This is a genomic window from Pseudolabrys sp. FHR47 (genome assembly GCF_005153485.1).
GTDB lineage: Bacteria > Pseudomonadota > Alphaproteobacteria > Rhizobiales > Xanthobacteraceae > Pseudolabrys.
In genome coordinates, this window is record NZ_CP039740.1 from 2,525,681 (window position 1) to 2,550,475 (window position 24,795).

Consider the following 24,795-nt stretch of genomic DNA (forward strand, 5'->3'; position numbering starts at 1 on the left):
TGTCTAGCGGGAAATTTCTACTCCCCCTCGTCCTCGCTCAGGCGTTCGACAGACACCACGCGCTCGTCATCGGCCGTATCCAGCACGATGACGCCCTGCGTCGAGCGGCCGGCGATGCGGATGCCCGACACCGGCGTGCGGATCAGCTTGCCGGCATTGGTCACCAGCATCACCTGGTCGTCTTCCTCGATCGGGAACGACGCCGTCAGGCGGCCGATCTTCGGCTTGAGCTCGAAGCCGCCGCCCTTGGCCTTCTGCCAGATATCCATGGCGACGATGCCTTTGCCGCCGCGGCCGGTGATGCGGTACTCGTACGACGAAGTCCGCTTGCCGTAGCCGCGCTCCGACAAAGTGAGCACGAACTGCTCGGCTGCCGACATTTCGACATAGCGCTCTTCGCTGAGTTCGATCGCCGCGACGTTCTCCTCGGCTTCGACCTGCATGGCCGCCACCGCCTCGTCGTCGCCGCCGGAACTGCGGCGCACCGCGCTCGCTTTCTTGAGATAAGCCGCACGCTCTTCCGACGTCGCTTCGCTGTGGCGCAGGATCGACATCGAAATCAGGCGGTCGTCATCCTCGAGCGCAATGCCGCGCACACCCATCGAGGTGCGGCCGGTGAACACGCGCACCTCCGGCACCGCGAAGCGGATGCACTGGCCGCCCGACGAGGTCAGCAGCACGTCGTCCTTCTCGGTGCAGATCTGCACGCCGACGATACCCTCGCCGTCAGCCAGCTTCATGGCGATGATGCCGGAACGGCGCACCTCGACGAAGTCCGACAGCTTGTTGCGGCGGACCGTGCCCTTGGTGGTGGCGAACATGACGTCGAGCTCGGCCCAGGTCTTCTCGTCCTCAGGCAGCGGCATGATCGAGGTGATGGTCTCGCCATTGTCGAGCGGCAGGATATTGATGAAGGCCTTGCCGCGCGCCTGCGGCGCCGCCAGCGGCAGCCGCCACACCTTCTCCTTGTAGACCTTGCCGGCCGACGAGAAGAACAGCACCGGCGTATGCGTCGAGGCGACGAACAGCCGGGCGACGAAATCCTCATCGCGCACCTGCATGCCGCCGCGACCCTTGCCGCCGCGCCGCTGCGCCCTATAGGTCGAGAGCGGCACGCGCTTGACGTAACCCAGATGCGACACGGTCACGACCATGTCCTCGCGCTGGATCAGGTCCTCGTCGTCCATGTCGCCGGCCGCTTCCGAAATCTCGGTGCGGCGGGGCGTGGCGAACTGCTTCTTCAGCTCGGCGAGGTCGTCCTTGATGATGGTCTGGATGCGCGCGCGCGAACGCAGAATGTCGAGATAATCGGCGATCTCGGCGGCGAGCTTGTCCAGTTCTTCCTTGATCTCGTCGCGGCCGAGCGCGGTGAGGCGTTGCAGGCGCAGATCGAGGATAGCCTGCGCCTGTTCGGCCGACAGCCGGGTCTCGCCGGCATCGGAGACGCGATGCCGCGGATCGTCGATCAGCAGCACCATGTTGATCATGTCCTTGGCCGGCCAGTCGCGCGCCATCAAGGCCTCGCGCGCTTCCTTGGCGTCCTTGGAGGCGCGGATCAGCTTGATCACCTCGTCGATATTGGCGACCGCGATGGCGAGGCCGACAAGGATATGGGCGCGGTCACGCGCCTTGCCGAGCAGGAACTTGGTACGCCGAGACACCACCTCTTCGCGGAAGGCGACGAAGGCGGACAGCATGTCCTTCAGCGTCATCAACAACGGACGGCCGCCGTCGAGCGCCACCATGTTGACGCCGAACGAGGTCTGCAGCGGCGTGAAGCGATAAAGCTGGTTGAGCACAACTTCGCGCTCGGCATCGCGCTTCAACTCGATGACGACGCGATAGCCGTCGCGGTCGGACTCATCGCGCAGGTCGGAAATGCCCTCGATCTTCTTGTCGCGCACCAGCTCCGCGATGCGCTCGACCATGGTGGCCTTGTTCACCTGGTACGGGATTTCCGAAATGATGATGGCTTCGCGGTCCTTGCCGAACTGCTCGAAGGCGACCTTGCCGCGCATCACCACTGAGCCGCGCCCGGTCGTGAACGCCGAATAGATGCCGGAGCGGCCGAGGATGATGCCGCCGGTCGGGAAATCCGGTCCCGGCACGATGTTGATTAGGTCGTCAGTCGTGATCGCCGGGTTGTCGATCATCGCCACGCAAGCGTCGATGACCTCACCGAGATTGTGCGGCGGGATATTGGTCGCCATGCCGACGGCGATGCCGCCGGCGCCGTTGACCAGCAGATTGGGATAGCGCGCCGGCAGGACCGCCGGCTCCTTTTCGTTGCCGTCGTAATTGTCCTGGAAATCGACGGTGTTCTTGTCGATGTCGTCGAGCAGCGCCATCGCCGGCTTAGCGAGACGGCACTCGGTGTAACGCATCGCCGCCGCCGGATCGCCGTCGACCGAGCCGAAATTGCCCTGCCCGTCGATCAGCATCAGGCGCATGGAGAAATCCTGCGCCATGCGCACCAGCGCGTCGTAGATCGCGCTGTCGCCATGCGGGTGATACTTACCCATCACGTCGCCGACGACGCGGGCCGATTTCACGTATTTCTTGTCAGGCGTATGGCCCTGCTCATGCATCGAATAGAGGATGCGCCGGTGCACGGGCTTGAGGCCGTCGCGCACATCGGGCAGCGCGCGCGACACGATCACGCTCATGGCGTAATCGAGATAGCTGCGCTTCATCTCTTCGGTGATGGAAACGGGGCGCACGTCGGAGGGGTTTTCACCCCCCGTTTTGGGAGTCTCGGTATCGGACAAAATTCAGGCTTCCTGGAAGCGTTCTGAGCGCAAAGAATCTGCGGGGAATTTGTAGCTGATTTGGCCTTTGGACGCCAATTTTAAAGGTCCGGCAAGACAGTCTTTTTCTGATGTATTTTCAATTACTTGCAGGCCATTTTCTAGGCCACCGGACGGGTCCGCCGCGCCTCGCGAAGAAAGCCGCGCAAAAGCGGTTTTAGGCCGCGTCATTGGGCTGCCAACCGGCTACCATCGCCGCCATGATGCTCGGCTCCATCCCCTTCGATTTCCTCGTCTCGGCGCTGGTGACGCTGCTGGTCGTCATCGATCCGATCGGCCTGGTGCCGGCCTTTCTCGCCGTCACCCACGGCCTGCCGGAGAAGAACCGCCTTCAGGTGGCGCTGCGCGCCTGCCTGATCGCAACGACGATCCTGACCGGCGCGGCGCTGATCGGAAACTGGCTGCTGAACGCGCTGTCGATCACCCTGCCCGCCTTCCGCATCGCCGGTGGGCTGCTGCTGTTCTCCATCGCCTCTGAAATGGTGTTCGGCGTGCGCGTCACGCGTCAGACCGAGGCCGCCGAACAGGCCATCGAAGAGCGCGTGCGCAACATCGCCGCCTTCCCGCTCGGCATTCCCTTGATGGCCGGCCCCGGGGCGATCACTGCCTCGGTGCTGCTGTCGGGACGCGCCGACGGCGATCCGGTCAGGCTCGGCATCCTGTTCGCCGTGATCGTCGCCATCATGCTGCTGTGCCTTGTCGTGTTCCTGATGGCGACGCGGCTCGGCAACCTCTTGGGCGCGACCGCCAACATGGTGCTGTCGCGGCTGCTCGGCGTGCTACTCGCGGCGCTCGCCGTCCAGTTCGTGATCGACGGCGTGCGCGCCACGATCGCCGCCTAGCACCGTTCCGCGGCCGCCTCAGTCGGTCCTGTAGGCGACCTGTCCCTTGCCCATGGCAAACTCCTCCTCGGGCGACAGCACGAGCTTGTGGCGCCCGATCAGCGCGAAATAGATCATGCCGACCGCGAACCAGACGGCGACGCCGATCACGCCCTGGCGATACACCGGGTCGACAAGCTGGAAGGCGATGGTGACCAGCGCGATGACGATGGTCAGTACCGCGCCCGGAATGCCGAACGGGCTCCTGTAGGGCCGTTCGATGCCCGGCAGCTTCACCCGCAGCATGATGAAAGATAAAGCCTGCATCACATAGGAGATCATGGCGCCGAACACTGCCATATTGAGCAGCGTGCCGCCGATCACCGCCGTGCCCTGCTCGGCCCCTAACGCGAACCAGATCGCCAGCATGATCGCCAAGGCCACCAGCGCGCCGCCGATCATGGCGAAATGCGGCGTGCGATAGGTCGCGTGCGTGATTGAGAGCGCACGCGGGAAATAGCCGGCGCGCGACAGCGAATAGATTTGCCGGCCCTTGGCGTAGATGATGGTGTGGAAGCTCGCAATCAGCCCCACCACGGCGACCAGCGCCAGCACCTTGGCGATGCCCTCGCCGTAAATCGCCTTGAAGCCGTCGAGCAGCGGCTCGCCCGATTTGCCGAGTGCGAAGGTGCCGTTGGCGACCGATGCATTGAGCCACAGGATCATGAAGGCCGACACGATCAGCGTCAGCATGCCGGCGATGATGCCGCGCGGCATGTCGGTCTTGGGATCGACCGACTCCTCCGCCGCCAGCGGCAGTTGCTCGATGGCGAGAAACAGCCACACCGCAAAGGGCATGGCGGCGAGCCCGCCCCAGATGCCCATCGGCAGCAAGGGGCCGCCGCCATTCGGCAGTTCGCTGCCGTCGGCCGCGACATTGAGAGCCCAGCGCGAGAAGTTCATGTTCGGAATCGCGCTCACCCAGAACGCGACCAGACAGGCCAGCGCCGCCACGGTCACCACCAGCGTGACGCGGAACGACAGTTCGACGCCGGCGATATTGAGGCCGACGAAGATGGCGTAGCAGAAGATCCAATAGACCGGCTGAAACGACGCCGGCGTGCCGAAGATCGAGCCGAGATAAGAGCCGATGAAGAATACGACCACCGCCGGCGTGATGACGTATTCGACATTCTCGCACAGCCCGGTGATGAAACCGCCCCACGGCCCCATGGCGGTGCGCGCGAAGGAATAGGCGGCGCCCGTGTGCGGCAATGCCGGCGACATCTCGGCGATGCAGAAGACGAGGCCCAGATACATGATCGCGATCAGGATGGCGGCGATCAACATGCCGCCCCAGCCGCCCGAGGCGAGGCCGAGATTCCACCCGGAGAAGTGGCCCGAGATCACGGCGCCGACGCCGAGGGCCCACAGCGACCATACGCGCGCATGCCGCTTCAGGCGGCGCTTGTCGAAATACTCGACGGTGACGACTTCATAGGAAACACCGGAAGCGCGCTGGTCCGTCATGGACTGCCCCTCACGACCTCGCGCCCGCCCAAGGCGCGTCACGAAATACCGGCACCATGATCGTGCACAGGGATACCCGGCCCTGTCAAACGCATTCATGGGCGGGCAAACGGCAATCTTTCCAGGCGGACGCTTCGCGGCCATGACTCAGCGTCATAGTGACGCCCGGCCGGCACCGTGGAGGCCGGAGTGCTAGAGAGAAGCGGCCATGCTTTACCTCGAGATCGCCATCGTCATCGCCCTCACCCTCGTCAATGGCGCGCTTGCCATGTCGGAACTGGCGATCGTGTCCTCCCGCCACAGCCGCCTGAAGACCATGATCGCCCGTGACGTCTACGGCTCGCGCCGGGCACTGGCTCTCGCCTCCGATCCCGGCCGTTTTCTATCGACGGTGCAGATCGGGATCACCCTGGTCGGCATCCTGTCCGGCGCGTTTTCGGGCGCGACGCTCGGTTTGCGCCTGACCGGCACGTTGCAGAGTCTCGGCGTCCCCAACGTCGTTGCCGACTCTCTCGGCGTCGGCCTCGTCGTGCTGGTCATCACTTATCTTTCGCTCATCCTCGGCGAACTGGTGCCGAAGCAAGTCGCACTGCGCGATCCCGAACGTGTCGCCTGCCGCGTCGCGCCGGCGATGACCGTGCTGTCGAAAATCGCCGCGCCACTCGTGACGCTGCTCGATGTCTCCGGCCGCACTGTGCTCAAGCTGATCGGCCAAAGCGAGCGCGGTCAATCGCGCGTCAGCGACGAGGAAATCCAGAGCCTGATGGCGGAAGCGGAAACCGCCGGCGTCATCGAAGCCGGCGAGCGCCAGCTCATCTCCGGCGTGATGCGGCTTGCCGACCGCTCGGTTCGCGGCGCCATGACGCCGCGTCACGAGGTCGAATGGATCGACGTCAATGCCGACGACGCGACCGTCCGCCGCATTCTCGACGACACCCACCACGCTCTGCTGCCGGCCGGCGAAAACATCGACGACATTCACGGCGTGGTGCGGCTGCGCGAATTGCTGCGCGCCGCGCTCGCCGGCGAGGACCTGTCGGTGCGCCGCTTCGTCAGGACCGCGCCGGTCGTCATCGACACCATGGATTCGCTCGACGTGCTGCCGGTGCTGCGTGACGCCGCCATCCCGCTGGCACTGGTGCATGACGAATACGGTCACTTCGAAGGCATCGTAACGCCCGCCAACCTGATGGAAGTCATTGTCGGCGCCGGCAAGGCCTTCCATGACACGGCCTCGCAGGAAGAGCCCGCCGCCGTGCGCCTGGGGCCCGACCGCTGGTCGCTCGCCGGCTCGCTCGCCGCCGACGAGATGGCCGACCTGCTCTCCATCGCCCTGCCGCGCGACCGCGGCTATCAGACCGCGGCCGGCTTCCTGCTTGCGCAATTCCAGGCCATTCCGGAAATCGGCGACACCATCGCGGTCCATGGCTGGCGCTTCGAGGTCGCCGACCGCGACGGCCGCCGCATCGACCGCATCATCGCGACGCGTGTCGGCTCAGTGAACCGGCGTCAGAACCGCTGAACACGCACAAAGCGTGAGGGCGGCGACACGCCATTGCCGCAGTTCCGCGCCAGCCTGCGGCGATGCTTCTTTTGCAATTCATCGCGCTCTTCCTCACGGCCTTCGCCCTGGTGCCGGGCGCCTCGCATGCCGCCTCGCTCCTCACCAAGCTGGCCATGACACAGGACGCCTACTTCACGGCGCAGGCGGTCTATAACGGCTGGGCGCTGTTCGGTATTGCCTCCGTCGGCGCGCTCGTCGCCAATGCCGTGCTCGCCTTCGCGCTCAGAAAGCAGACGGTGCCGTTCCGGCTGATGCTGCTCGCTGTGTTCTGCCTTGCCGGCGGGCTCGCGATCTTCTTTGCCTTCACCTATCCGGCCAACATCGCCACCGCGAACTGGACCGTGGCGCCCACCGGCTGGCAGGCGCTACGCTGGCAATGGGAGATGTCGCACGCCGCCAATGCGGCGCTGACACTCGCCGCGTTCTGTGCGCTGTGCCTGGCGACGCTGATGGCGGAGCGGGAGTGATCCCCGCCCGCGCCGTTGATCACTTGCCGAGTCATTTGCCGAGAAACGCCTTGATCTTGTCGGCCTGCTGCGCCACGGCCAGCACGCCGTTGAGATGTCCATTCGGTCCCGGCAGTTGCGCGGTCTCTACCGCCGTTCCGCCGGCCGCAATTTTCCGCGCCGCTTCCTCGACGAGTGGCGCGTAGAAAACGAGATCCGTCGGCGCATAAAGGATCAGCGCCGGTGCCTTGATCCTGGCCGGATCGGCATTGGCAAGCTGATTGGCCTTGGCGAGATAGATCAGCGAATTGGCATCCGACGTGGCCGCGCGGGCCGCGGCCGCCGCGTCGATCGCAGCCTCAATCTTGAACTGGTTCTCCATCGCAGCCGCCGGGTCTTTCGCCGGATCGGCCGGCGCGTTGCCGAAAGTCTTGATCGCCCAATCCGAGTGATTGGCCTGCAGCGTGATGATCTTCAGCGCGAGCTTGAGCCCGTCGCTCGGCGGCTTGCCACCGTAATAATTGCCGCCGTTCCAGTTCGGATCGAGCTTGATCGGCGCGGCCCAGATGTTCAGCCATTCGATCAGAAACGCATCGCCTCCGGGCGTACCGATCACCGGCACGATCCGGTCGACCGCTTCGGGATAGGTCGCGGCCCATTCGTAAGTCTGCAAGGCGCCCATCGAAGCGCCCATCACCGCGTGCAGCTTCTTGATGCCGAGACTGTCGATCAGCGCCTTCTGGACGCGCACGAAATCCTTGATGCTCACCACCGGGAAGCTCATGCCGTAGGGCTTGCCGGTATCCGGATTGATGCTGGCCGGACCGGTGGTGACGACATTCGGCGCGTTGACATTGAGATTGACCAGCGTGTCGGAAGACAGGACGAAATATTTATTCGTGTCGATCGTCTTTCCGGGCCCGATCAGATAGTCCCAGTAACCCGCGGCCTTGTCGTCCTTCGAATATTTGCCGAAGGCGTGGCTGGTGCCGGAAAAGAAATGTGTGATGAGGATCGCATTCGACTTGTCGGCATTGAGCGTACCGGCGGATTGCCACCCGATCTTGACGTCCTTGATGGTCGCGCCGCCCACCGTGGTGTAGCTCGGTATCGAGAAGGTCTTCTTCTCGACGATGAGATCGCTCTGCGCCAGCGCCGGCAGCGGCGACAAGAGAACCAGCGCACAAACGAACTTCGCGACAGCAAGCTGCAGCGCGCGCAACATCGGACGCCTCCCTTTATGTTCTATGACGCAAAGACTAGCGCATCTTTGCGACATTCGCAGGATGGCAGATGCAAAAGAAGCAGGTGCAAAAGAAAAAGAGCGCGGGACGGTCCCGCGCTCTTTGCCAAATCCGCAATGCCAAATCGGCAATTTTCCGCCGTTATCGATCAGAACGGAATCTCGTCGTCCATATCGTTACCGCGGCCGCCACCGCCGGCCATGGCCGGCTGCCGGCGCTGACCGCCGCCGCTGAAGCCTCCGCTGGCACCGCTGGAGCCGAAGTCGTCATTGCTGCCGACGTCGCCGCCGCCCGAGCTGCCGCCCCCACCGCCGCGGCCGTCGAGCATGGTCAGCACCGAGTTGAAGCCCTGCAGCACGACCTCGGTCGAGTAGCGATCCTGACCGTCCTTGTCCTGCCACTTGCGGGTCTGCAGCGCGCCTTCGAGGTAAACCTTGGCGCCCTTCTTGAGATACTGCTCGATGACCTTGCACAAGCCTTCGTTGAACACGACGACGCGGTGCCACTCGGTCTTTTCCTTGCGCTCGCCGGTGTTCTTGTCGCGCCACGTCTCCGATGTCGCGATGCGCAGGTTGGCGACCGGACGGCCGTCCTGCGTGCGGCGAATTTCCGGGTCGGCGCCCAGATTGCCGACCAAAATCACTTTGTTGACGCTACCCGCCATGATGCTCTCCGCCTGGCTGACCGATCTGCCGACAAAAGCCGAACCGAACGTTCTTGAACTTAATCTTGCGCCACAGCCGATCCTAAACGGCTTGAGCGCAACGCAACCGGTCGCCGCTTTCCATATAAAGGGGCCGCTCGCCGCGCGGCGTCCCCTGCTCATTTACCCTTGCCAACTCACCCTACGGCGCGACACGGGAGGCGTCTCTCCTTGCCGCCCTTAATCCACAGCGGATCATGGCATCGGGAGAAGCCCTATCCGGCCCACCGCAGGGCTCGCCCACGTTTGTTCCGTTTTTGTTCTATTCATTCGCGCCACTTTTGTCAAATGGGAGCCATCGAGAATCGCCGTCGTTTCTACATTTTTGCGATGAATGCAACTTATAGATGCGAATCATCCACAAATACGTTATGTTGAATTATTCCCGTCAGCGTTGCGTCGAGTCCTTCGTCTTGGGTTTTTCATCGAAAAACAGGAGGATCGCGATGACGCATGTCATCCGCATCGTTTCGTTATGGATTATCGCGCTGGCGATGACGGCACCGTCATTCGCAGCCGATCTGCGTAGACCCATCTACAAGGCGCCGCCCCTGCCCGCTTACGTGCCGTACAACTGGAGCGGCATCTATGTCGGCGCCAATGGCGGCTACGGCTGGGGCAAGGCTCACGTCACCAACTCGCTCGCCGATTTCACCACCAATTCGCAATACGGTTGGCTCGCCGGCGTGACGGTCGGCTACAACATCCAAACCGGTGTCTGGGTCTGGGGCCTCGAAGGCGACATCGACTACGCCTTCATCAAGGGCAACGGCTCGAATGTCGCGACCTGCGGCGCCGCGAGCTGCGAAGTAAAGAACACGTGGGTCGGTACGGCCCGCGGTCGCGTCGGCTACGCGATGGACCGCTGGCTGCCTTACATCACCGGCGGCGCGGCCTTCTCCGGGGCCAAGATATCGACCAGCACCGGCAGCAACACCAGGACCACCACCGGCTGGACCGCCGGCGGCGGCATCGAATACGGCATCAGCCGGGACTGGTCGGTGAAAGCGGAATATCTCTATGCCGATCTCGGCAAAGCGACCTGCGACGCCGGCGTCTGCGGTGTCGAAACCACCTTCAGGCCGCGGATCAATATGGTGCGTGCTGGCGTGAACGTTCGCTTCTGATCTCGAACCTCCGTTCCAACTGAGGCCGGCCTTTGGCCGGCCTCTTTTTGATTCATGGGTCGGTCGCTCCAATAGCCAGATTGCCGTCGTTAATAACTCATCAACGCGACTCAACGCAGGGTCGCGGCAGCATTTTTCGTTGCTGCGCGTATTGCGTTTCGCCACCACAACAAACCTATGAGGATCGCGATGAAGCGCTTTCACGCGTTATTGCTTGGCTGTGTCTGTTTGCCGGCGCTCGCCGTTTCGGCGTCGGCGGCCGACATCCCGCTCAAGGCCCCCGCTCCGGCCTATTACGCACCGTATTTTTCGTGGACCGGATTCTACGCCGGCATCAATGGCGGCTACGGCTGGTCCGACTCCTTCGCCGACAACGCCAAGGGCGGCGTCTATGGCGGCCAGGTTGGCTACAACTGGCAGATCGGCAGCTTCGTGCTCGGCGTGGAAGGCGACTTCCAGGGCACGACCATCAAGGCAACCGAAACGGCCGGTGCCGTCACGGCGGAAGGCAAGATCGACGCCTACGCCACCGTGCGGGGCCGCATCGGCTATGCCTTCAACCGTGCACTGATCTACGGCACCGGCGGCTGGGCCTACACCAAGACCAAGCTGAAGCTGAGCGTCGGCACTGCGTCGATCGAGGATTCGGCCTGGGGTTCGGGCTACGCGGTCGGCGGCGGTCTCGAATGGGCGGTGTGGGATCGCTGGAGCGTGAAGGGCGAATATCTCTACATCGACTCCGGCGACACGACCCTGACACTGGCCGGCGCCACCGCGACCGGCGACTTCAAGTACAACGTCGTCCGCGCCGGTTTGAACTATCGGTTCTGATCGACGCCACTCGACAGTATCAAATGCAAAGGGCCGGCCTCGCGCCGGCCCTTTTTTGTTGTTCCGGCCCCCTGGAACAGCGGTTATCCCCAATGCGCACCGCTCCGTATGAAAGTAACTGCTGCCCCTAGCGAAGCGGCTCCGTTCTCACTACGTTCCTCCTGTCGTGTGCTCCAGCGGACCCAGTCGGTCGCCGGAACGCCGGCCTTTTTGCCGCGCCAACAGGTTCCGTTCGCCCTCATGACCGACAAGACCGCCAATTCCCTGTCGACCAAGCGCCTCCTCGACAGCCGCCAGATCACCATCCGCGGCGCCCGCGAGCACAATCTCAAGAATGTCGATGTGGTCATCCCCCGTGACCAGCTCGTCGTGTTCACCGGCCTGTCGGGCTCGGGCAAATCCTCGCTCGCCTTCGACACCATCTATGCCGAGGGCCAGCGCCGCTACGTCGAGTCACTCTCGGCTTACGCCCGCCAGTTCCTGGAGATGATGCAGAAGCCGGACGTCGACCAGATCGACGGCCTGTCGCCCGCCATCTCCATCGAGCAGAAGACGACCTCGAAGAATCCGCGTTCGACCGTCGGCACCGTCACCGAGATCTACGACTACATGCGCCTCCTCTGGGCGCGCGTCGGCATTCCCTATTCGCCGGCAACAGGATTACCAATTGAATCGCAGACCGTGTCGCAGATGGTCGATCGCGTGCTGGCGCTGCCGGAAGGCACGCGCATCTATGTGCTGGCCCCCGTCGTGCGCGGCCGCAAGGGCGAGTACAAGAAGGAACTCGCCGAGTACATGCGCAAGGGCTATCAGCGCGTGAAGATCGACGGCGAATTCCACGAGATTGCCGAGGTCAAGCCGCTCGACAAGAAGTTCACCCACGACATCGACGTCGTCGTCGATCGCCTCGTCGTAAAGCCCGACATCGCCGCGCGCCTCGCCGACTCGCTGGAGCAATGCCTCAAGCTCGCCGAGGGGCTTGCCGTGGTCGAACTCGCCGACACCAAGGCGACCGGCGCCGCCGCCAATCGCGGCCGCAACGCCACGCACGAACGGCTGATCTTCTCCGAGAAGTTCGCCTGCCCGGTCTCCGGCTTCACCATTCCCGAGATCGAGCCGCGCCTCTTTTCATTCAACAATCCGTTCGGCGCCTGCCCGGCCTGCGGCGGCCTCGGCGTCGAGCAGCATATCGATGCCGAACTGATCATCCCCGACCGCGACGCCAAGGTCGGCAAGGGCGCCATCGCGCCCTGGGCGAAATCATCCTCGCCTTATTACACCCAGACGCTCGAAGCGCTTGGCAAGCACTACAAGTTCACCCTCGACACCAAATGGAAGGACCTGCCGAAGAAGACGCAGGAGGCCATCCTCTACGGCTCCGGCGAGGACGACATTAAGTTCGTCTATGACGACGGCATGCGCGGCTACACCACCAAGAAGCCGTTCGAAGGCGTCATCACCAATCTCGAGCGCCGCTTCAAGGAAACCGACTCGGAATGGGCGCGCGAGGAGCTGGGCAAGTATTTTTCCGACACGCCCTGCGAAGCCTGCCACGGCGCGCGCCTCAAGCCCGAGGCCTTGTGCGTCAAGATCGCCGGCAAGACCATCAGCGAGATCGCCGAGCTGTCGATCCGCGCCGCCGGTGACTGGGTGACCGAACTGCCGAAGCATCTCAACGCCAAGCAGAACGAGATCGCGCCGCGCATCCTCAAGGAGATCCGCGATCGCTTGCGCTTCCTCAACGATGTCGGCCTCGATTATCTCACCCTCTCCCGCGCCTCCGGCACGTTGTCCGGCGGCGAGAGCCAGCGCATTCGTCTCGCCTCGCAGATCGGCTCGGGCCTCACCGGCGTGCTCTATGTGCTCGACGAACCGTCGATCGGCCTGCACCAGCGCGACAATGCGCGGCTGCTCGAGACCCTCAAGCGCCTGCGCGATCTCGGCAACACCGTGATCGTGGTCGAGCATGACGAGGACGCCATCCGCCTCGCCGACCATGTGCTGGACATCGGCCCCGGCGCCGGCATCCATGGCGGCAACATCATTGCCGAGGGCAAGGTCGAGGACCTGATCGCCGCGCCGCAGTCATGGACCGGCAAGTACCTGTCCGGCGAAATGAACGTGCCGGTGCCGCAGCGCCGCGCGCCCGAGAAGCGCCGCCAGCTCAAAATCGTCAACGCCCGCGGCAACAACCTCAAGAACGTCACGGCCGAGATTCCGCTCGGGCTGTTCACCGCCATCACCGGCGTGTCCGGCGGCGGCAAGTCGACGCTGCTGATCGACACGCTCTATGCCTCGGTGGCGCGCAAGCTCAACGGCGCGAGCCTCGCCCCCGCGCCGCACGACCGTATCGAGGGCCTGGAGCACATCGACAAGATCATCGACATCGACCAGTCGCCGATCGGCCGCACGCCGCGCAGCAACCCCGCGACCTATACCGGCGCCTTCACGCCGATCCGCGAATGGTTCGCCGGCCTGCCCGAGGCCAAGGCGCGCGGCTACGAGCCCGGGCGCTTCTCCTTCAACGTCAAGGGCGGCCGCTGCGAGGCCTGCCAGGGCGACGGCGTCATCAAGATCGAGATGCACTTCCTGCCCGACGTCTACGTCACCTGCGACGTCTGCAAGGGCAAGCGCTACAACCGCGAGACGCTGGAGGTGCTGTTCAAGGGCAAGTCGATCGCCGACGTGCTCGACATGACGGTCGAGGAAGCGCTGGAGTTCTTCAAGGCGGTGCCGCGCGTGCGCGACGTGCTGGCGCTCTTGCACCGCGTCGGCCTGGATTACATCCATGTCGGCCAGCAGGCCACGACCTTGTCCGGCGGCGAGGCGCAGCGCATCAAGCTCGCCAAGGAATTGTCGAAGCGCTCGACCGGCCGCACGCTCTATATCCTCGACGAGCCGACCACGGGCCTGCACTTCCACGACGTCGCCAAGCTGCTCGAAGTGCTGCACGAGCTGGTCGAGGGCGGCAACACCGTGGTGGTCATCGAGCACAATCTCGAGGTCATCAAGACCGCGGACTGGGTGATCGATCTCGGCCCCGAAGGCGGCGACGGCGGCGGCGAGATCGTCGCGGCCGGAACGCCGGAGGATATCGTCAAGGAAAAGCGTAGCTATACGGGGCAGTATCTCAAGCCCGTGCTGGCGAAGAAGGATGCGGGGCCGAAGAAGAAGGGCCAGAGGGCGGCGGAGTAGTTTCTTCTTCACCCTCCCCCATAGGCGAGCGGACGCTCGCCGTCCGGCGAGCTATGTGGGGAGGGTCGGCGCGAAGCGCCGGGGTGGGGGTGATCGTCAATGAGCGAAACGCTTCGACGCATCCAAACGCTGGTGCTTGCCGGTGATTATCTCATCTCCGACCACGGCTATGACGAACTCGCGAAAGATGGTATTTTGCCTGTCGATGCTCTGGCAGGACTCTCCGTCGCGGTCGCCATTGAGGATTATCCGGATCGCGTGCGCGGCCCCAGCGTTCTCGCCTTGCAGCACGATGGGAGCGGGCAGCCGATACATGTCCTTTGGGGCATTCCAGCGGGCCAGCGGCACCCGGCGGTGTTGGTGACTGCTTATCGGCCCGACCCGGAACTGTGGGATAGCGATTTCAGAAAGCGACTGGTGCCATGACCCGAAAAAGCATCAAGCTCATTCACGAAGGCAAATACGCTGCCGAGGTCCCGGTCGAACTGATCGAGGACGACACCGCGTGGTCGCCGTACCTCACCCCTGCCGATGCGAAGAAGCTCGACACCGTCCGCCTCGCCTTGCGTGCCGGCAACATCGCCGAAGCCGCCAAGCACGGCCGCGTGTTTGAACTGACGCCGGTGGCGGCGAAGTAGCGCGAGCGCGGAACGCGCGAACCTCGAAGGATGAGCGGCGGAACGCCGGAGGACATCGTCAAAGAAAAGCGCAGCTATACGGGGCAGTATCTCAAGCCGGTGCTGGCGAAGAAGGATGCGGGTCCGAAGAAGAAGGGCCAGAAGGCGGCGGAGTAAATGACAAAGGCTTAATAAAGAGATTGAGCGTGTCGCGCGCCTGCGGCAGTCTTGCCGCAATTTTTTTGGGGGGCGCACATGAACACTGTTATAGGTTGCGCTGAGCAGGCTTGGGCGCTGATTGACGGAGTCACACTCGACTATCCGCTGAGCCTCTCTATTCTGATGCTCATAACATTAGGAATGGCACATTTCCAACCGAAACGGCGACGGAATTATACGTGGCTCCTCTTCGTATTCGTCCTGGGTATGTTTGTCTGGCAGGTTATCGGCCAGATTCAGAGCGCTCCTCGCATCCATCTAATCGAGATGATAGCTGCAACATTCGTCTACGCAGGAATGTTGTTCCTTACGCTTTGTGAGATACTGATAGCTGGTCTCGCGGCGCGGCTCACGCAATGGCGCAGCGAGAAGTGGGTCAAAGAGCTGGACTACCTATACTTGGGACTTGCCGCAGTTGGCTTAGCCAGTTCGATAGACCGACTACAGATCGTGAGCAACAAAATCACGATCTCCGAGGTCACCGGCCCGTTTCTACTCGCCACAGCGCTGGTGATCAGAACAATTAAAACGCGCGCTGATATAGGCGGCTGGGCGAAAAATATTACGTCTCCGAAAGCGGCTGCGTGAAAACTTGCAACGCGGATTAGCGCAGCGCAGTCCGCCACTCATTGCAAAGAGTCAGGTTACGTCTTTGGCTATATCCTCTAGCTTCCTCACTCTATGTATATTGGCGTGCCAGCCCGGCGAATTTTGTTTAATCGCACCCAATTCTTGCGGCCGCGCTCGATCTGCCAAAACCACCATCCGTTTGTGGGGCGCTTAATCGCAGCGTGAGCTGCAACGGAAAGCGAATTATATAACTTGCCGCCAAAACGTACTTTTCCGTTTCGCTGCACGCGGGCTCGGAAAACCTTACCTTTGAGCGTCCCTCTGATTTTCGCGCCCTGCGGAAAGAACCGTAAAAGGTCGCTATCGACTCCAGAAACTGACTTAGACGTCTTAACGGGAGTCGTCTCTCTACCAAAAAGCGACGAGGCCTCACTATTCTGTTTGACTCTTATCGCCTTCGCGATGCCTCGGCGCATATCTTTAGATTGCGCGAGTTTGCCACGCTGCTTTGCTCCTTCCGGATTTGCGATGCGGAGAAGCAGCGCCTCAATTTCTCGGAGATGCTGATCCTTGATTGTGAGGTAGATGGAAAATCTATCCCAAGAACTTCCATGCCTGTTTTTTATGTGAGCTTTTAGCCGGCCTCGCAGTCCCGTCGCGAGCCCGACGTAGTACAGCTTGTCCTTCTTATAGAGCGCGTAGATGCCGGCATTTCGTCCGATAAACTGCTTCACGATATCGGGGTGCCTCTCAAGCAAATCGCGAGAGACATTCTCTAAATGTTGGTGGACGAGCGGCTCGCGCTTTCTACGCCGCTGTCGCTTGGTCTTTTTTGCCATCCTGAATCCCCCACAGGGTCACGATGGTACTGCCAATTTTCCAAGTGAAACAACCCAGAATTGCGTCAATAAAGCCCGTAGGGCGGATTAGCGAAGCGTAATCCGCCATTCATCAGCAATACGGCGGGTTACGCCTTCGGCTAACCCGCCCTACACCTCACACCGCGCCGCAGCACGCCCGCGCGCCGAAGACGATGGCCTCTTCCTTGGGTGTCCTCGCTCCAGTGGCGGCTGATGCCGCCGCCATGCTAGCGTCGGCGCATGCGCACCGTCCTCACGATCCTCCGCATGCTCTGCTATGTCGCCTTCGCCGTCGTCGGCGCGGCGACGCTCGTGATCGCCGTCACCGAGACGTTCAACCTGTGCCCGGGCTTTTCGGCCAACACCGGCCTGTCTTGCGGCGGCGCCTGGTACGAAGGCCTGGCCAACGCCGCGATGGGCCTGGTGATGTTGAGCCTGCTGTCGCTGGTGCCGGCCGTGCTGGCGATCGCCGGATTGATCTTCGCGATCGTCGATCTGGTGCGCTGGCGCAGGCGCCGAGCGGCCGCGGGGTGAGCCCGCGTCGCCCGGATGAGCGCGGCGAAATCCGGGACAGTGCCTGCGGCAAGTCCCGGCCCGCCGTCCCCTACTCCGCCTTCTCTTTCTCCTTCACGCGCCAAAGCTGGAATCCCACCAGCTTGAGCGCCGCCTCGATCTTGAAGCGGGAGAAGTTGTGCGGCGGCTGCGCGCCGTTCTCGACAAAGCCGGCGGGCGTCCACGGCGCGAATTGCGCCGGCAGCTTGCTGCCTTTCGCATCGCCACAGAAGGCGGACAGGTCGTTGTCCTCGGAGGTGAACATATAAAGACGCATGGTGATCACTCCTTACAATCCGGCGCGCCGAGGGCCGCGCGGCGCGATCGGCTTGCCCTGAGCGTCGAGTTTCGGTTTCGGCTTCGGCGCGGGCAGCAGGCCTTCGCGGATCGCCTTCTTGCGCGCCATCTTGCGGATGCGGCGAACCGCCTCGCCCTTCTCACGCACCGTCTGCTCGGACGGCTTCTCGTAAAAGCGGCGGCGCTTGAGCTCGCGAAACACGCCCTCGCGCTGCATCTTCTTCTTGAGAACGCGCAGCGCCTGATCGACGTTATTGTCGCGAACGAAAACCTGCATCCAGCTGTGCTCCTGTTGAGGCGGGAGCCCGGACACCTGGCGCAGCGTCTCTTTGTCTCTCAGTCACCGGCGCCCGTTGTATCGGCCGATGATGGAATCGAACTTAGGCCCTTTGGCGCGCAATAGCGAGGCTTAATGCGCGAGCGATGAGCGCACGGCGCGACGCCATGGCCGGCAGGACGGTTCGCCTCGCGCACGGGCCACGGCATTTAGGTCAGCCCTCCTGTCCTACCTTTTTATTCCTACCTTCTCTTGACTTTCATCCTATGACTTAATACCCTCATTCCCGCTCGCCCCGTCGAGGGGTGCGAACCGGTTGCTCCGGCTCGTTGGGGTGGGCGCGGCGCCCGCGGCTCGTGCCCTCGCAAGGCATGGGGCTCGGGCGGCGCCGGGGCTCCGCCCGCCGGCACTATGACCGGCCGCGAGGAGCTCGCTGATGGTGAGCGCTACCCGCGAAAGCGGATCAGCCGCCAGAAGCGCGGCCCGGTGCCGTAACGACGCCGCCGACGGCGCGCCGGGAGGCGCCACGCGGCTCGAAAGAGCTGCGTGCACATAAGGCACGTCGCGCCTTCCGGCGCGCCGTCCCCCTCGCCTTCTTCGGCGAGGGCTCCAAGGCCAAGACCCGGGCGCCTTCGCGCCGCGGGAACGCGGAAACTTGTCCGCAAGCCTTGCATCCAAGCCTTGCACTCAACCCTCACCGCAAACCCACCCACGACACTCGACACCAGGAGCCCCACACCATGCCCACCGACCCCTACGAGCCGAGCCCGCATCGCCGCGATTACTACAGCGAGCAGGAGCGGCTGCGCGAACAGCGCGCGGAGGAAGCGCGCCGGGCCGCCGAACTCAAGCGGCAGCATCGCGCACGCTTCGAGCAGCTCGCCGCCAAAGTGATGGACCGCGCCGAGGCATTGCTCGATCGCCTGCCCTCAACGCAGCAACAGACGGCGGCGACCGGCGATCTGGGCCTCGACGCGGCGCGGCGTCAGCTCGCCCACATCGTGCGCGCGCCGGCGATCTGCTCGCGCAAACTCTGCCGCCGCACCAAGGCCTGCTGCGGCGAGCCCAAGCAGTGCCTCGCCATTTATCTGCCGCTGCTGCCGCCGGCCAAGCTCGCCGAATTGGTACTCGATGGCCGCAAGACGCGCCGCGGCCGCGCGCGTTAGCGCCGCGAACCGATCTGAACGTGATAAGTTGATTCACGACGACGCCCAGGAGGATGCCCGCGTGAGCAGAGCCAAAGCGAAATCGGCCGCCAGGACGAAGCCCGGCCGCCTCGCCGCATTCCGCGAGACCTTGAGCCGCCTCTACGAAGGCTCTGCGCCGGCCGGCTATCACTTCCGTTACACGCTGCTGGTCTTCGATATCGTCACCATCGTCTTCATCATCGGCACGTCGTTCATCCAGCGCGAGCCGTGGATCGAGGCGCTCGATATCCTGTTCGGCCTTGTCATCCTGTGCGATTTCTGCGCACGGCTGTTCATCAGCGACCGTCGCTGGCGCGACCTGATGCATCCGGCGGCCTGGGCCGACATTGTGGCCATCGTCTCCTTTCTCGCGCCCATCGTCGGCGAAGGCGCGGGCTTCCTGCGCATCCTGCGCACCTTGCGCCTCCTGCGCAGCTATCGCCTGCTGGCGCAATTGCGTGCCGACAGCCGTTATTTCCGCCGCTACGAGGAAGTCATTTTCGCGGTCACCAATCTCACCGTCTTCATCTTCGTGATGACAGCGGTGGTCTACGAGACTCAGCAGGCCACCAACAAGGAGGTCGCCAATTATGCCGACGCGCTGTATTTCACCGTCACGGCGCTGACCACCACCGGCTTCGGTGACATCACCCTGCCCGGCACCGCCGGCCGGCTCATCACCGTGGTGATCATGATCTTCGGCGTCACCTTGTTCTTCTACCTGGCGCGCGCGCTGATCAGCCCGACCAAGGTGCGCTTCACCTGTCCTGATTGCGGCCTGATGCGCCACGATGCCGACGCCGTGCACTGCAAAGCCTGCGGCAAGCTGCTCAATATTCCGGACGAAGGAGTGGCTTGAGCTGCGACGTTGTCACGCCGCGTTGACGCGGCGGAAGCCGTTCCACAGCGCGGTGCCGGCAATTCGGCGCTAGGGAGCAAAACTAAACTGCGCCTCCAGGCGACGAGCCAGCCTCAAGGTCAAATCCACAGTTTGGACAAGTCGACGGAACGAACGGGGCAAGGAAGTTCTGCTGCTTAAAGGAAATGTTCCAATTGCAACGTGGGCATTCAACTTTGAGTAGCTTGCTGCCGCTCCAAATGGCCACTCCCATGAAGACCAATGCAAAGATTACCGCAAAAATTATCACACCACCTTCTGTCGCGAATACTCCCGCCCACGCCGCAATCAGTCCAAAAGAAACAAGCACTAGCGACAAGACGAGACACAGCAGAATTCTGCGTCTCCTAATCAGCCGCAGCCGCGGCGCGGGCGCCAACCGCTCGTCGGGGTCGAGCCATCCCATCACGCCGCGTTGACGCGGCGGAAGCCGTTCCACAGCGCGGTGCCGGCGCCGGACATCAGCACTTTCAAATAGCGCTGCTGCTGATATTCGCCGTTCACCGAAATGCGCGGCAGCGCCATCAGGTGGTCGCCATGCGCCTTGAACAGCACGCCCGGCCGCGTCGTCACCGCGGTCTTGAAGCCCAGTTCGGCCGCGATGTTGAATTCGCGCGGCCCCGCCGAGGTCGGGTCGCCCACCGGATAGGCCAGATGCTCGGGACGCTTGCCGAGCGCGGCCTCGATCACCGCCCTGCTCTGTTCCATCTCCGCCCGCACCGCCTCGTCGGACGGTACCTTCTTGAGCATCGGATGGGTCACGGTATGCGCGCCGATGGTGACCAGCCGGTCGTCGGCCATCTGCGCGATCTCCTGCCAGTCCATGCATTCGTCTTCGCAGATCGCCGGAATATCGACGTGATAGGTCGCGCACAAATCGCGGATCGTGCGGCGCACCTCCTGCTCGGTCTTCATGCTGCGCAGATAGCCGTAGATTGCGTCATAGAGTTCGCGCTTCTCCCCGATGCTCCGGGCGTCGAAGAACTTCTCCTCGCCGTTCACCGTGAGGCCGATGCGCGTGTTGCGCGCCACCACCTGCTCCAGCGCCACCCACCACAATTCGCCGAGCCGGTCGGGGAAGCTGGTCGGGATAAAAAGCGTGTACGGCATCTCGTATTGCTGCAGCAGAGGGTGCGCCCAGCGCAGGTTGTCCTTGTAGCCGTCGTCGAAGGTGATGCAGACGAAGCGCCGGCCGAAGTCGCGCTCGACAAAGCGGCGGTGCATCTCGTCGAGCGAGATCACGTCGACGCGGCTGCGCTTGAGGCGGCGCAGCAGCCCTTCGAAGAACACCGGCGAGACTTCCAGCAGCCGGTTCGGCTGGAAGGGGTCACTGCGCGGCGGGCGCACGTGATGCAGCATCAGGATGCAGCCGACGCCGCCGACCACCGGCCGCATCCAGTGATGCATGCCGGTAAAATACAGCCCTTCCAGCGCCGTTCTGATAATCGTCTTCTTCATATTAACCATGCCGCGCGGACGGGAACCCGGAATCCCCTGTGGCCCGCGCGTGTCGGGCAATATTCCAACTCTTTATTGAGAAATCCCTGCGACGGTCCCCGGCGTACTCCTGACCCCGGATTTTACCGCATGACTGTCGCCACCCTCGTCCGCCCCACGATCGCCAATCGCGCCGACGCTGCGGCGGCCGGCCCCCGCATCGCCCGGGTGGAGATCGTCCGCGACATGGCGGCGGCGCGGCCGCACTGGCTGGCGCTCGAGCAGCACGGCTGTTTCATGACGCCCTACCAGGCCTTCGATTTCCTCGATTTGTGGCAGCGTCACATCGGCGCCGGCGAAGGCGTCGAGCCATGCATTCTCGTGGTCTTCGATGAAGCGGATGCGCCGCTGTTCGTGCTGCCGCTCGGCCGCCGCCGCATGGCGGGCGGCCTCAAGGCAGTCGAATTCCTCGGCGGCAAGCACTCGAACTTCAACATGGGCCTGTGGCGCGCCGATTATCTCGCCGCCGTTACGGCGGAGGACCTGCGCGGCGTGTTCGCGCATTTGTCCGGCGAGGCCGATGTCGTCTCGCTCGGCAACCAGCCGCTGATGTGGGCGGGCCGCGACAATCCGCTGGCGCTGCTGCCCCACCAGGCCTCCCCCAGCTTCGGCTTCTCAGGTCCGCTGCAGCGCGATTTCGAGGCTTTGTTCGATGCGCGCACCAGCGCCGTCGGCCGCCGCAAGATGCGCAAGAAGGAGCGCACGCTCGCCGGTTTCGGCGAGGTCACCTTCGCCCGCGCCTCGACCGAGACCGACATCCGCCGCGTTGCGGAGGATTTCTTCACTCAGAAAAGCGCGCGCATGCGGGCCATCGGCCTGCCCGACGTGTTCGCCGCGCAAGATGTGCGCGACTTCGTCATGGCCGGCGCGCTCACCCCCACCCCCGCCGGCTCCCGCCTCATCGAGCTTTATACGTTGTCGGTCGGCGATACGATCGTCGCCACCATGGGCGGCGTCTGCGCCGACGGACGCTTCAGCGCCATGTTCTCGTCGATCATCCACGATCGCTTCAAGACCGAAAGTCCGGGCGAACAGTTGCTCGTGCGCGTCGTGCGCGATTGCTGCGAGCGCGGCCTGCATACGTTCGATCTCGGCGTCGGCGAAGCGAGCTACAAGACCATGTTCTGCGATCCCGATCCGATGTTCGACAGCGATTGGCCACTCACCGCCAAGGGCCGCGCCTTTGCGCTCATGCATCGCGGCTTTGCCGCCGCCAAGCGCGCTGTGAAACAGAATCCTGCATTGTGGAACGTCGTCGTTGCCGCCCGCCGCATCAAGGCGCGGCTGACCAACAAGAAGAGCGAGGCGGTTTAGGCGGCGCTGCTTTCGGTCGCGCCGGCGAGCAGCATCACGTCGCCGTAGCCGGACATCGCCATGCGCTCGCGCGCGCTGCGCGTCTGGGGCGCCACCGGGTCTGCCGCCACCAGCACCGAACGCTGCGCCAGACGCGCGAAATATTCGACCGGCGCATCCGCCACCGACCCCACATCGACGACCACGAAATTGTAGCTCTGCGCCAGTGCGTCGATAATGGTCGCGATATAAGGCGAGGCCGTCAGCGCCGCGGCGTCGTTGCCGACATTGCCGGTGGCGACAATGTGAACCTGCGAATATTGATCGCGGGTGATGATGTCGCCGAAGCCCGCCTGCCCGCGCACCAGTTCGGCAATGCCGGGCGCATTCGGATCAGTCGAGATCACCGACAGGTTCGGCGCTCCGAATGCGCAATCGACCAGCACGACATTGGCGCCTTCAGCCAGTGCCCGCGCCAGCGTGATCGCGGCATAGGTGGTGCCGGCATTGCGCGCCGTGCCGGCAACGGTGACGCGGCGGCCCGCTTCGCCCGAGGCCCGCAGCGATTGCGCAATTTGCTCGATCGTGCTCACCGGCAGCGGAGGCACCGCCACAAAAGCAGCCGGTTGCTGCGCCGGGAAAGGCGACGGCGCCATCGCCGGGCTCAGCGGCGGCGACGCGACAAAAGGCGTCGATGCGGGCATGCGCGAGATCGGCATTGGCGCGTGCGGATCAGGGAACATCGGCGGTGCCATGCCATAACGGGGCGCTGCTGCACCGGGCGAAGCCAGCAGCGCGCTCGTCACGACAAAGCCCGTCGACAGCACGAAGCCGGCAAAGGCCGCAATCAGAATGGTCGGCAGCTTCTTCGGATAAGTCGGCTTGATGGCCGGCGTCGCGCGCGAGATGATACGCGCTTCCGGCGGCGCCGCATTGATGTTGTCGCGCGCGGAGGCTTCACTGTATTTCACGAGATAAGACTCGAGCAGATCGCGCTGCGTTTTGGCGTCGCGCTCCAGCGCACGCAACTGCACATCCTGCTCGTTCGTCGTTGAGGCCACCTGCTTGACCTGATCGAGGCTGGCGGTGAGCGCCGTCAACCGGTCCGACGCGACCCTGGCATCGTTGTCGAGCTGACGCGCCAGACGCTCGGCCTCGGCGCGCTTGGCCCGCTCGATTTCCGCGATCTGAGCCCGCAACTCCTTGATACGCGGATGCTGATCGAGCAGCGTCGTCGATTGCTCGGCGAGTTGCGCCCGCAGTGCCGAGCCCTGGTCCGTCAGGCGACGCATCGATTCCGAATTGGCGATGTCGGACGAGTCGATCGGCTGCCCCGAGCGCACCAGTTCGCGCAGTTGCTTGGCGCGCGCCTCGAGATCGGCCTTCTGACCACGCGCGGCCGCGATCTGCGAATTGATCTCGGTAAGCTGCTGGTTCGGCAGCGAGGTGTTGTTGGTGCCGACGAACAGGTTGGATTTGGTGCGGTAGTCCTCGACCTTGGCTTCGGCATCGGCAACCTTGGCCCGCAACCTCTCGATTTCGCTCGCCAGCCATGTGCTGGCGGCCTTGGTCTGATCTGTCCTGGCCGAGCGCTGCGAAGCGAGATAGGCGTCCGCGATCGCATTGGCGACGCGTGCGGCGAGCTCGGGATTGGCCGACGAGAAGTCGACGGCGATGACGCGCGACTTCTCGATGGCATAGGCGTTGACACGATCGTAATAGGCGGCGAGCGTGCGCTCGTCCTGAGTCATCACCGAATAGTCGCGGCCGAGGCCGATCAGCCCGAGCAAGGCCTGGCTCAGCGAATGACCGCCGACGGCCGGATCGAATTCGGAGCTCTGGCCTAGATTTTCCTTCTTGATGACTTCGCGGGCCACGTCGCGCGACAGCACGAGTTGGATTTGGCTGGTCACCGCCTGCTCGTCGATCGCGCCGCGGTCGGTCTGATTTTTGTCGGCGTCGGCGCGCATGAAGACGTTTTCGCGGCTCTCGAGCAGGAGCTTTGTCTCGGACTGGTAACGCGGCGTCACGGAGTTGACGACGAAAAACGCGCCCGCCGTCGCGAGCAGCGTCACGCCGAAAATCATCGTCTTCTTCGCCCACAAGGCATGACCGATGCTGCGCAGGTCCGGCTCGCCGCCGAAGTCGGTCATCGCCGGCGCAGGCATCTGCGCCGGAATCGGACGCGCCATCGGAATTGGCGCGGCGGCGGGCGCAGCAGCCTTCGACTTCTTGCGGAAAAACATGGCGACTCCAACAC

23 protein-coding genes are annotated in these 24,795 nt (G+C 63.6%); 14 read left to right on the forward strand and 9 right to left on the reverse strand.

Going from position 1 to position 24,795, the window contains the following annotated elements; translation table 11 throughout:
- Positions 1–17 precede the first annotated feature (17 nt).
- On the reverse strand, positions 18–2,768 hold the full coding sequence (gyrA, locus tag E8Q40_RS12445; RefSeq protein ID WP_205995505.1) for a DNA gyrase subunit A: 2,751 nt from the start codon (positions 2,766–2,768) through the stop codon (positions 18–20).
- Positions 2,769–3,007: 239 nt separating this feature from the next.
- Between gyrA and E8Q40_RS12450 the strand changes: the two genes are divergently transcribed.
- Positions 3,008–3,649, forward strand: a complete 642-nt coding sequence (locus tag E8Q40_RS12450) for a MarC family protein (RefSeq protein ID WP_246662821.1) — start codon at positions 3,008–3,010, stop codon at positions 3,647–3,649.
- A gap of 18 nt (positions 3,650–3,667) precedes the next feature.
- Here the strand turns inward: E8Q40_RS12450 and E8Q40_RS12455 are convergent, their stop codons facing one another.
- A complete protein-coding gene (locus tag E8Q40_RS12455; RefSeq protein ID WP_137044862.1) occupies positions 3,668–5,158 on the reverse strand; it encodes an amino acid permease in 1,491 nt (496 codons plus the stop codon).
- A 208-nt stretch (positions 5,159–5,366) separates the two neighbouring features.
- Between E8Q40_RS12455 and E8Q40_RS12460 the strand changes: the two genes are divergently transcribed.
- Positions 5,367–6,680, forward strand: a complete 1,314-nt coding sequence (locus E8Q40_RS12460; RefSeq protein ID WP_137044863.1) for a hemolysin family protein — start codon at positions 5,367–5,369, stop codon at positions 6,678–6,680.
- Positions 6,681–6,742: 62 nt separating this feature from the next.
- Positions 6,743–7,189 (forward strand): DUF1772 domain-containing protein, encoded by a 447-nt coding sequence (locus E8Q40_RS12465; RefSeq protein ID WP_137044864.1) that lies wholly within the window; start codon positions 6,743–6,745, stop codon positions 7,187–7,189.
- Between the two features lie 31 nt (positions 7,190–7,220).
- Here the strand turns inward: E8Q40_RS12465 and E8Q40_RS12470 are convergent, their stop codons facing one another.
- Together E8Q40_RS12470 and E8Q40_RS12475 are read right to left on the reverse strand one after the other, a co-directional pair.
- Positions 7,221–8,393, reverse strand: a complete 1,173-nt coding sequence (locus E8Q40_RS12470; protein ID WP_137044865.1) for a homoserine O-acetyltransferase — start codon at positions 8,391–8,393, stop codon at positions 7,221–7,223.
- Positions 8,394–8,560: 167 nt separating this feature from the next.
- On the reverse strand, positions 8,561–9,076 hold the full coding sequence (locus E8Q40_RS12475) for a single-stranded DNA-binding protein (protein WP_137044866.1): 516 nt from the start codon (positions 9,074–9,076) through the stop codon (positions 8,561–8,563).
- Positions 9,077–9,561: 485 nt separating this feature from the next.
- Between E8Q40_RS12475 and E8Q40_RS12480 the strand changes: the two genes are divergently transcribed.
- The 7 genes from E8Q40_RS12480 (at position 9,562) to E8Q40_RS12505 (ending at position 15,692) form a co-directional block, all read left to right on the forward strand.
- Positions 9,562–10,242: an outer membrane protein gene (locus E8Q40_RS12480; RefSeq protein WP_168197825.1), complete on the forward strand. Its 681-nt coding sequence runs from the start codon at positions 9,562–9,564 to the stop codon at positions 10,240–10,242.
- A 189-nt stretch (positions 10,243–10,431) separates the two neighbouring features.
- Positions 10,432–11,073, forward strand: coding sequence for an outer membrane protein (locus E8Q40_RS12485; RefSeq protein WP_137044868.1), 642 nt, complete (start codon positions 10,432–10,434; stop codon positions 11,071–11,073).
- A gap of 240 nt (positions 11,074–11,313) precedes the next feature.
- Positions 11,314–14,268 (forward strand): excinuclease ABC subunit UvrA, encoded by a 2,955-nt coding sequence (uvrA, locus tag E8Q40_RS12490; RefSeq protein ID WP_137044869.1) that lies wholly within the window; start codon positions 11,314–11,316, stop codon positions 14,266–14,268.
- A gap of 99 nt (positions 14,269–14,367) precedes the next feature.
- Complete coding sequence (locus E8Q40_RS12495) at positions 14,368–14,694, forward strand: DUF4258 domain-containing protein (RefSeq protein ID WP_137044870.1); 327 nt, start codon at positions 14,368–14,370, stop codon at positions 14,692–14,694.
- Positions 14,691–14,906: a hypothetical protein gene (locus tag E8Q40_RS12500; protein WP_137044871.1), complete on the forward strand. Its 216-nt coding sequence runs from the start codon at positions 14,691–14,693 to the stop codon at positions 14,904–14,906. The genes E8Q40_RS12495 and E8Q40_RS12500 overlap by 4 nt, the downstream gene beginning before the upstream one ends.
- Positions 14,907–14,936: 30 nt before the next feature.
- Positions 14,937–15,062 carry a hypothetical protein gene (locus E8Q40_RS22350; protein ID WP_255473847.1) on the forward strand — a complete coding sequence of 42 codons (126 nt, stop codon included), beginning with the start codon at positions 14,937–14,939 and terminating at the stop codon, positions 15,060–15,062.
- 78 nt (positions 15,063–15,140) lie between these two features.
- A complete protein-coding gene (locus tag E8Q40_RS12505) occupies positions 15,141–15,692 on the forward strand; it encodes a hypothetical protein (protein WP_137044872.1) in 552 nt (183 codons plus the stop codon).
- A gap of 86 nt (positions 15,693–15,778) precedes the next feature.
- Here E8Q40_RS12505 and E8Q40_RS12510 read toward each other — a convergent pair whose 3' ends face one another.
- On the reverse strand, positions 15,779–16,513 hold the full coding sequence (locus E8Q40_RS12510) for a GIY-YIG nuclease family protein (RefSeq protein ID WP_137044873.1): 735 nt from the start codon (positions 16,511–16,513) through the stop codon (positions 15,779–15,781).
- 261 nt (positions 16,514–16,774) lie between these two features.
- On the opposite strand from E8Q40_RS12510, the gene E8Q40_RS12515 reads away from it, so the two are divergent.
- Positions 16,775–17,068 (forward strand): hypothetical protein, encoded by a 294-nt coding sequence (locus tag E8Q40_RS12515; protein ID WP_137044874.1) that lies wholly within the window; start codon positions 16,775–16,777, stop codon positions 17,066–17,068.
- A 70-nt stretch (positions 17,069–17,138) separates the two neighbouring features.
- Here the strand turns inward: E8Q40_RS12515 and E8Q40_RS12520 are convergent, their stop codons facing one another.
- Both E8Q40_RS12520 and rpsU read right to left on the reverse strand, forming a co-directional pair.
- Entirely contained in the window at positions 17,139–17,363 is a 225-nt protein-coding gene (locus tag E8Q40_RS12520) for a hypothetical protein (RefSeq protein ID WP_137044875.1), read from the reverse strand.
- Positions 17,364–17,375: 12 nt separating this feature from the next.
- The gene (gene rpsU, locus E8Q40_RS12525; protein ID WP_137044876.1) at positions 17,376–17,660 is read right to left on the reverse strand and encodes a 30S ribosomal protein S21; all 285 of its coding nucleotides are present in this window, start codon (positions 17,658–17,660) and stop codon (positions 17,376–17,378) included.
- A 740-nt stretch (positions 17,661–18,400) separates the two neighbouring features.
- On the opposite strand from rpsU, the gene E8Q40_RS12530 reads away from it, so the two are divergent.
- Positions 18,401–18,826 carry a hypothetical protein gene (locus E8Q40_RS12530; RefSeq protein ID WP_137044877.1) on the forward strand — a complete coding sequence of 142 codons (426 nt, stop codon included), beginning with the start codon at positions 18,401–18,403 and terminating at the stop codon, positions 18,824–18,826.
- A 130-nt stretch (positions 18,827–18,956) separates the two neighbouring features.
- Positions 18,957–19,706 (forward strand): potassium channel family protein, encoded by a 750-nt coding sequence (locus E8Q40_RS12535; RefSeq protein ID WP_246663100.1) that lies wholly within the window; start codon positions 18,957–18,959, stop codon positions 19,704–19,706.
- A gap of 444 nt (positions 19,707–20,150) precedes the next feature.
- Here the strand turns inward: E8Q40_RS12535 and E8Q40_RS12540 are convergent, their stop codons facing one another.
- Positions 20,151–21,203, reverse strand: a complete 1,053-nt coding sequence (locus E8Q40_RS12540; protein ID WP_246662822.1) for a polysaccharide deacetylase family protein — start codon at positions 21,201–21,203, stop codon at positions 20,151–20,153.
- A 129-nt stretch (positions 21,204–21,332) separates the two neighbouring features.
- Between E8Q40_RS12540 and E8Q40_RS12545 the strand changes: the two genes are divergently transcribed.
- Positions 21,333–22,556, forward strand: coding sequence for a GNAT family N-acetyltransferase (locus E8Q40_RS12545; protein ID WP_168197826.1), 1,224 nt, complete (start codon positions 21,333–21,335; stop codon positions 22,554–22,556).
- Here the strand turns inward: E8Q40_RS12545 and E8Q40_RS12550 are convergent.
- Positions 22,553–24,781, reverse strand: coding sequence for an exopolysaccharide transport family protein (locus tag E8Q40_RS12550; protein WP_137044881.1), 2,229 nt, complete (start codon positions 24,779–24,781; stop codon positions 22,553–22,555). The two genes, E8Q40_RS12545 and E8Q40_RS12550, sit on opposite strands and share 4 nt — an antisense overlap.
- Between the last annotated feature and the right edge of the window lie 14 nt (positions 24,782–24,795).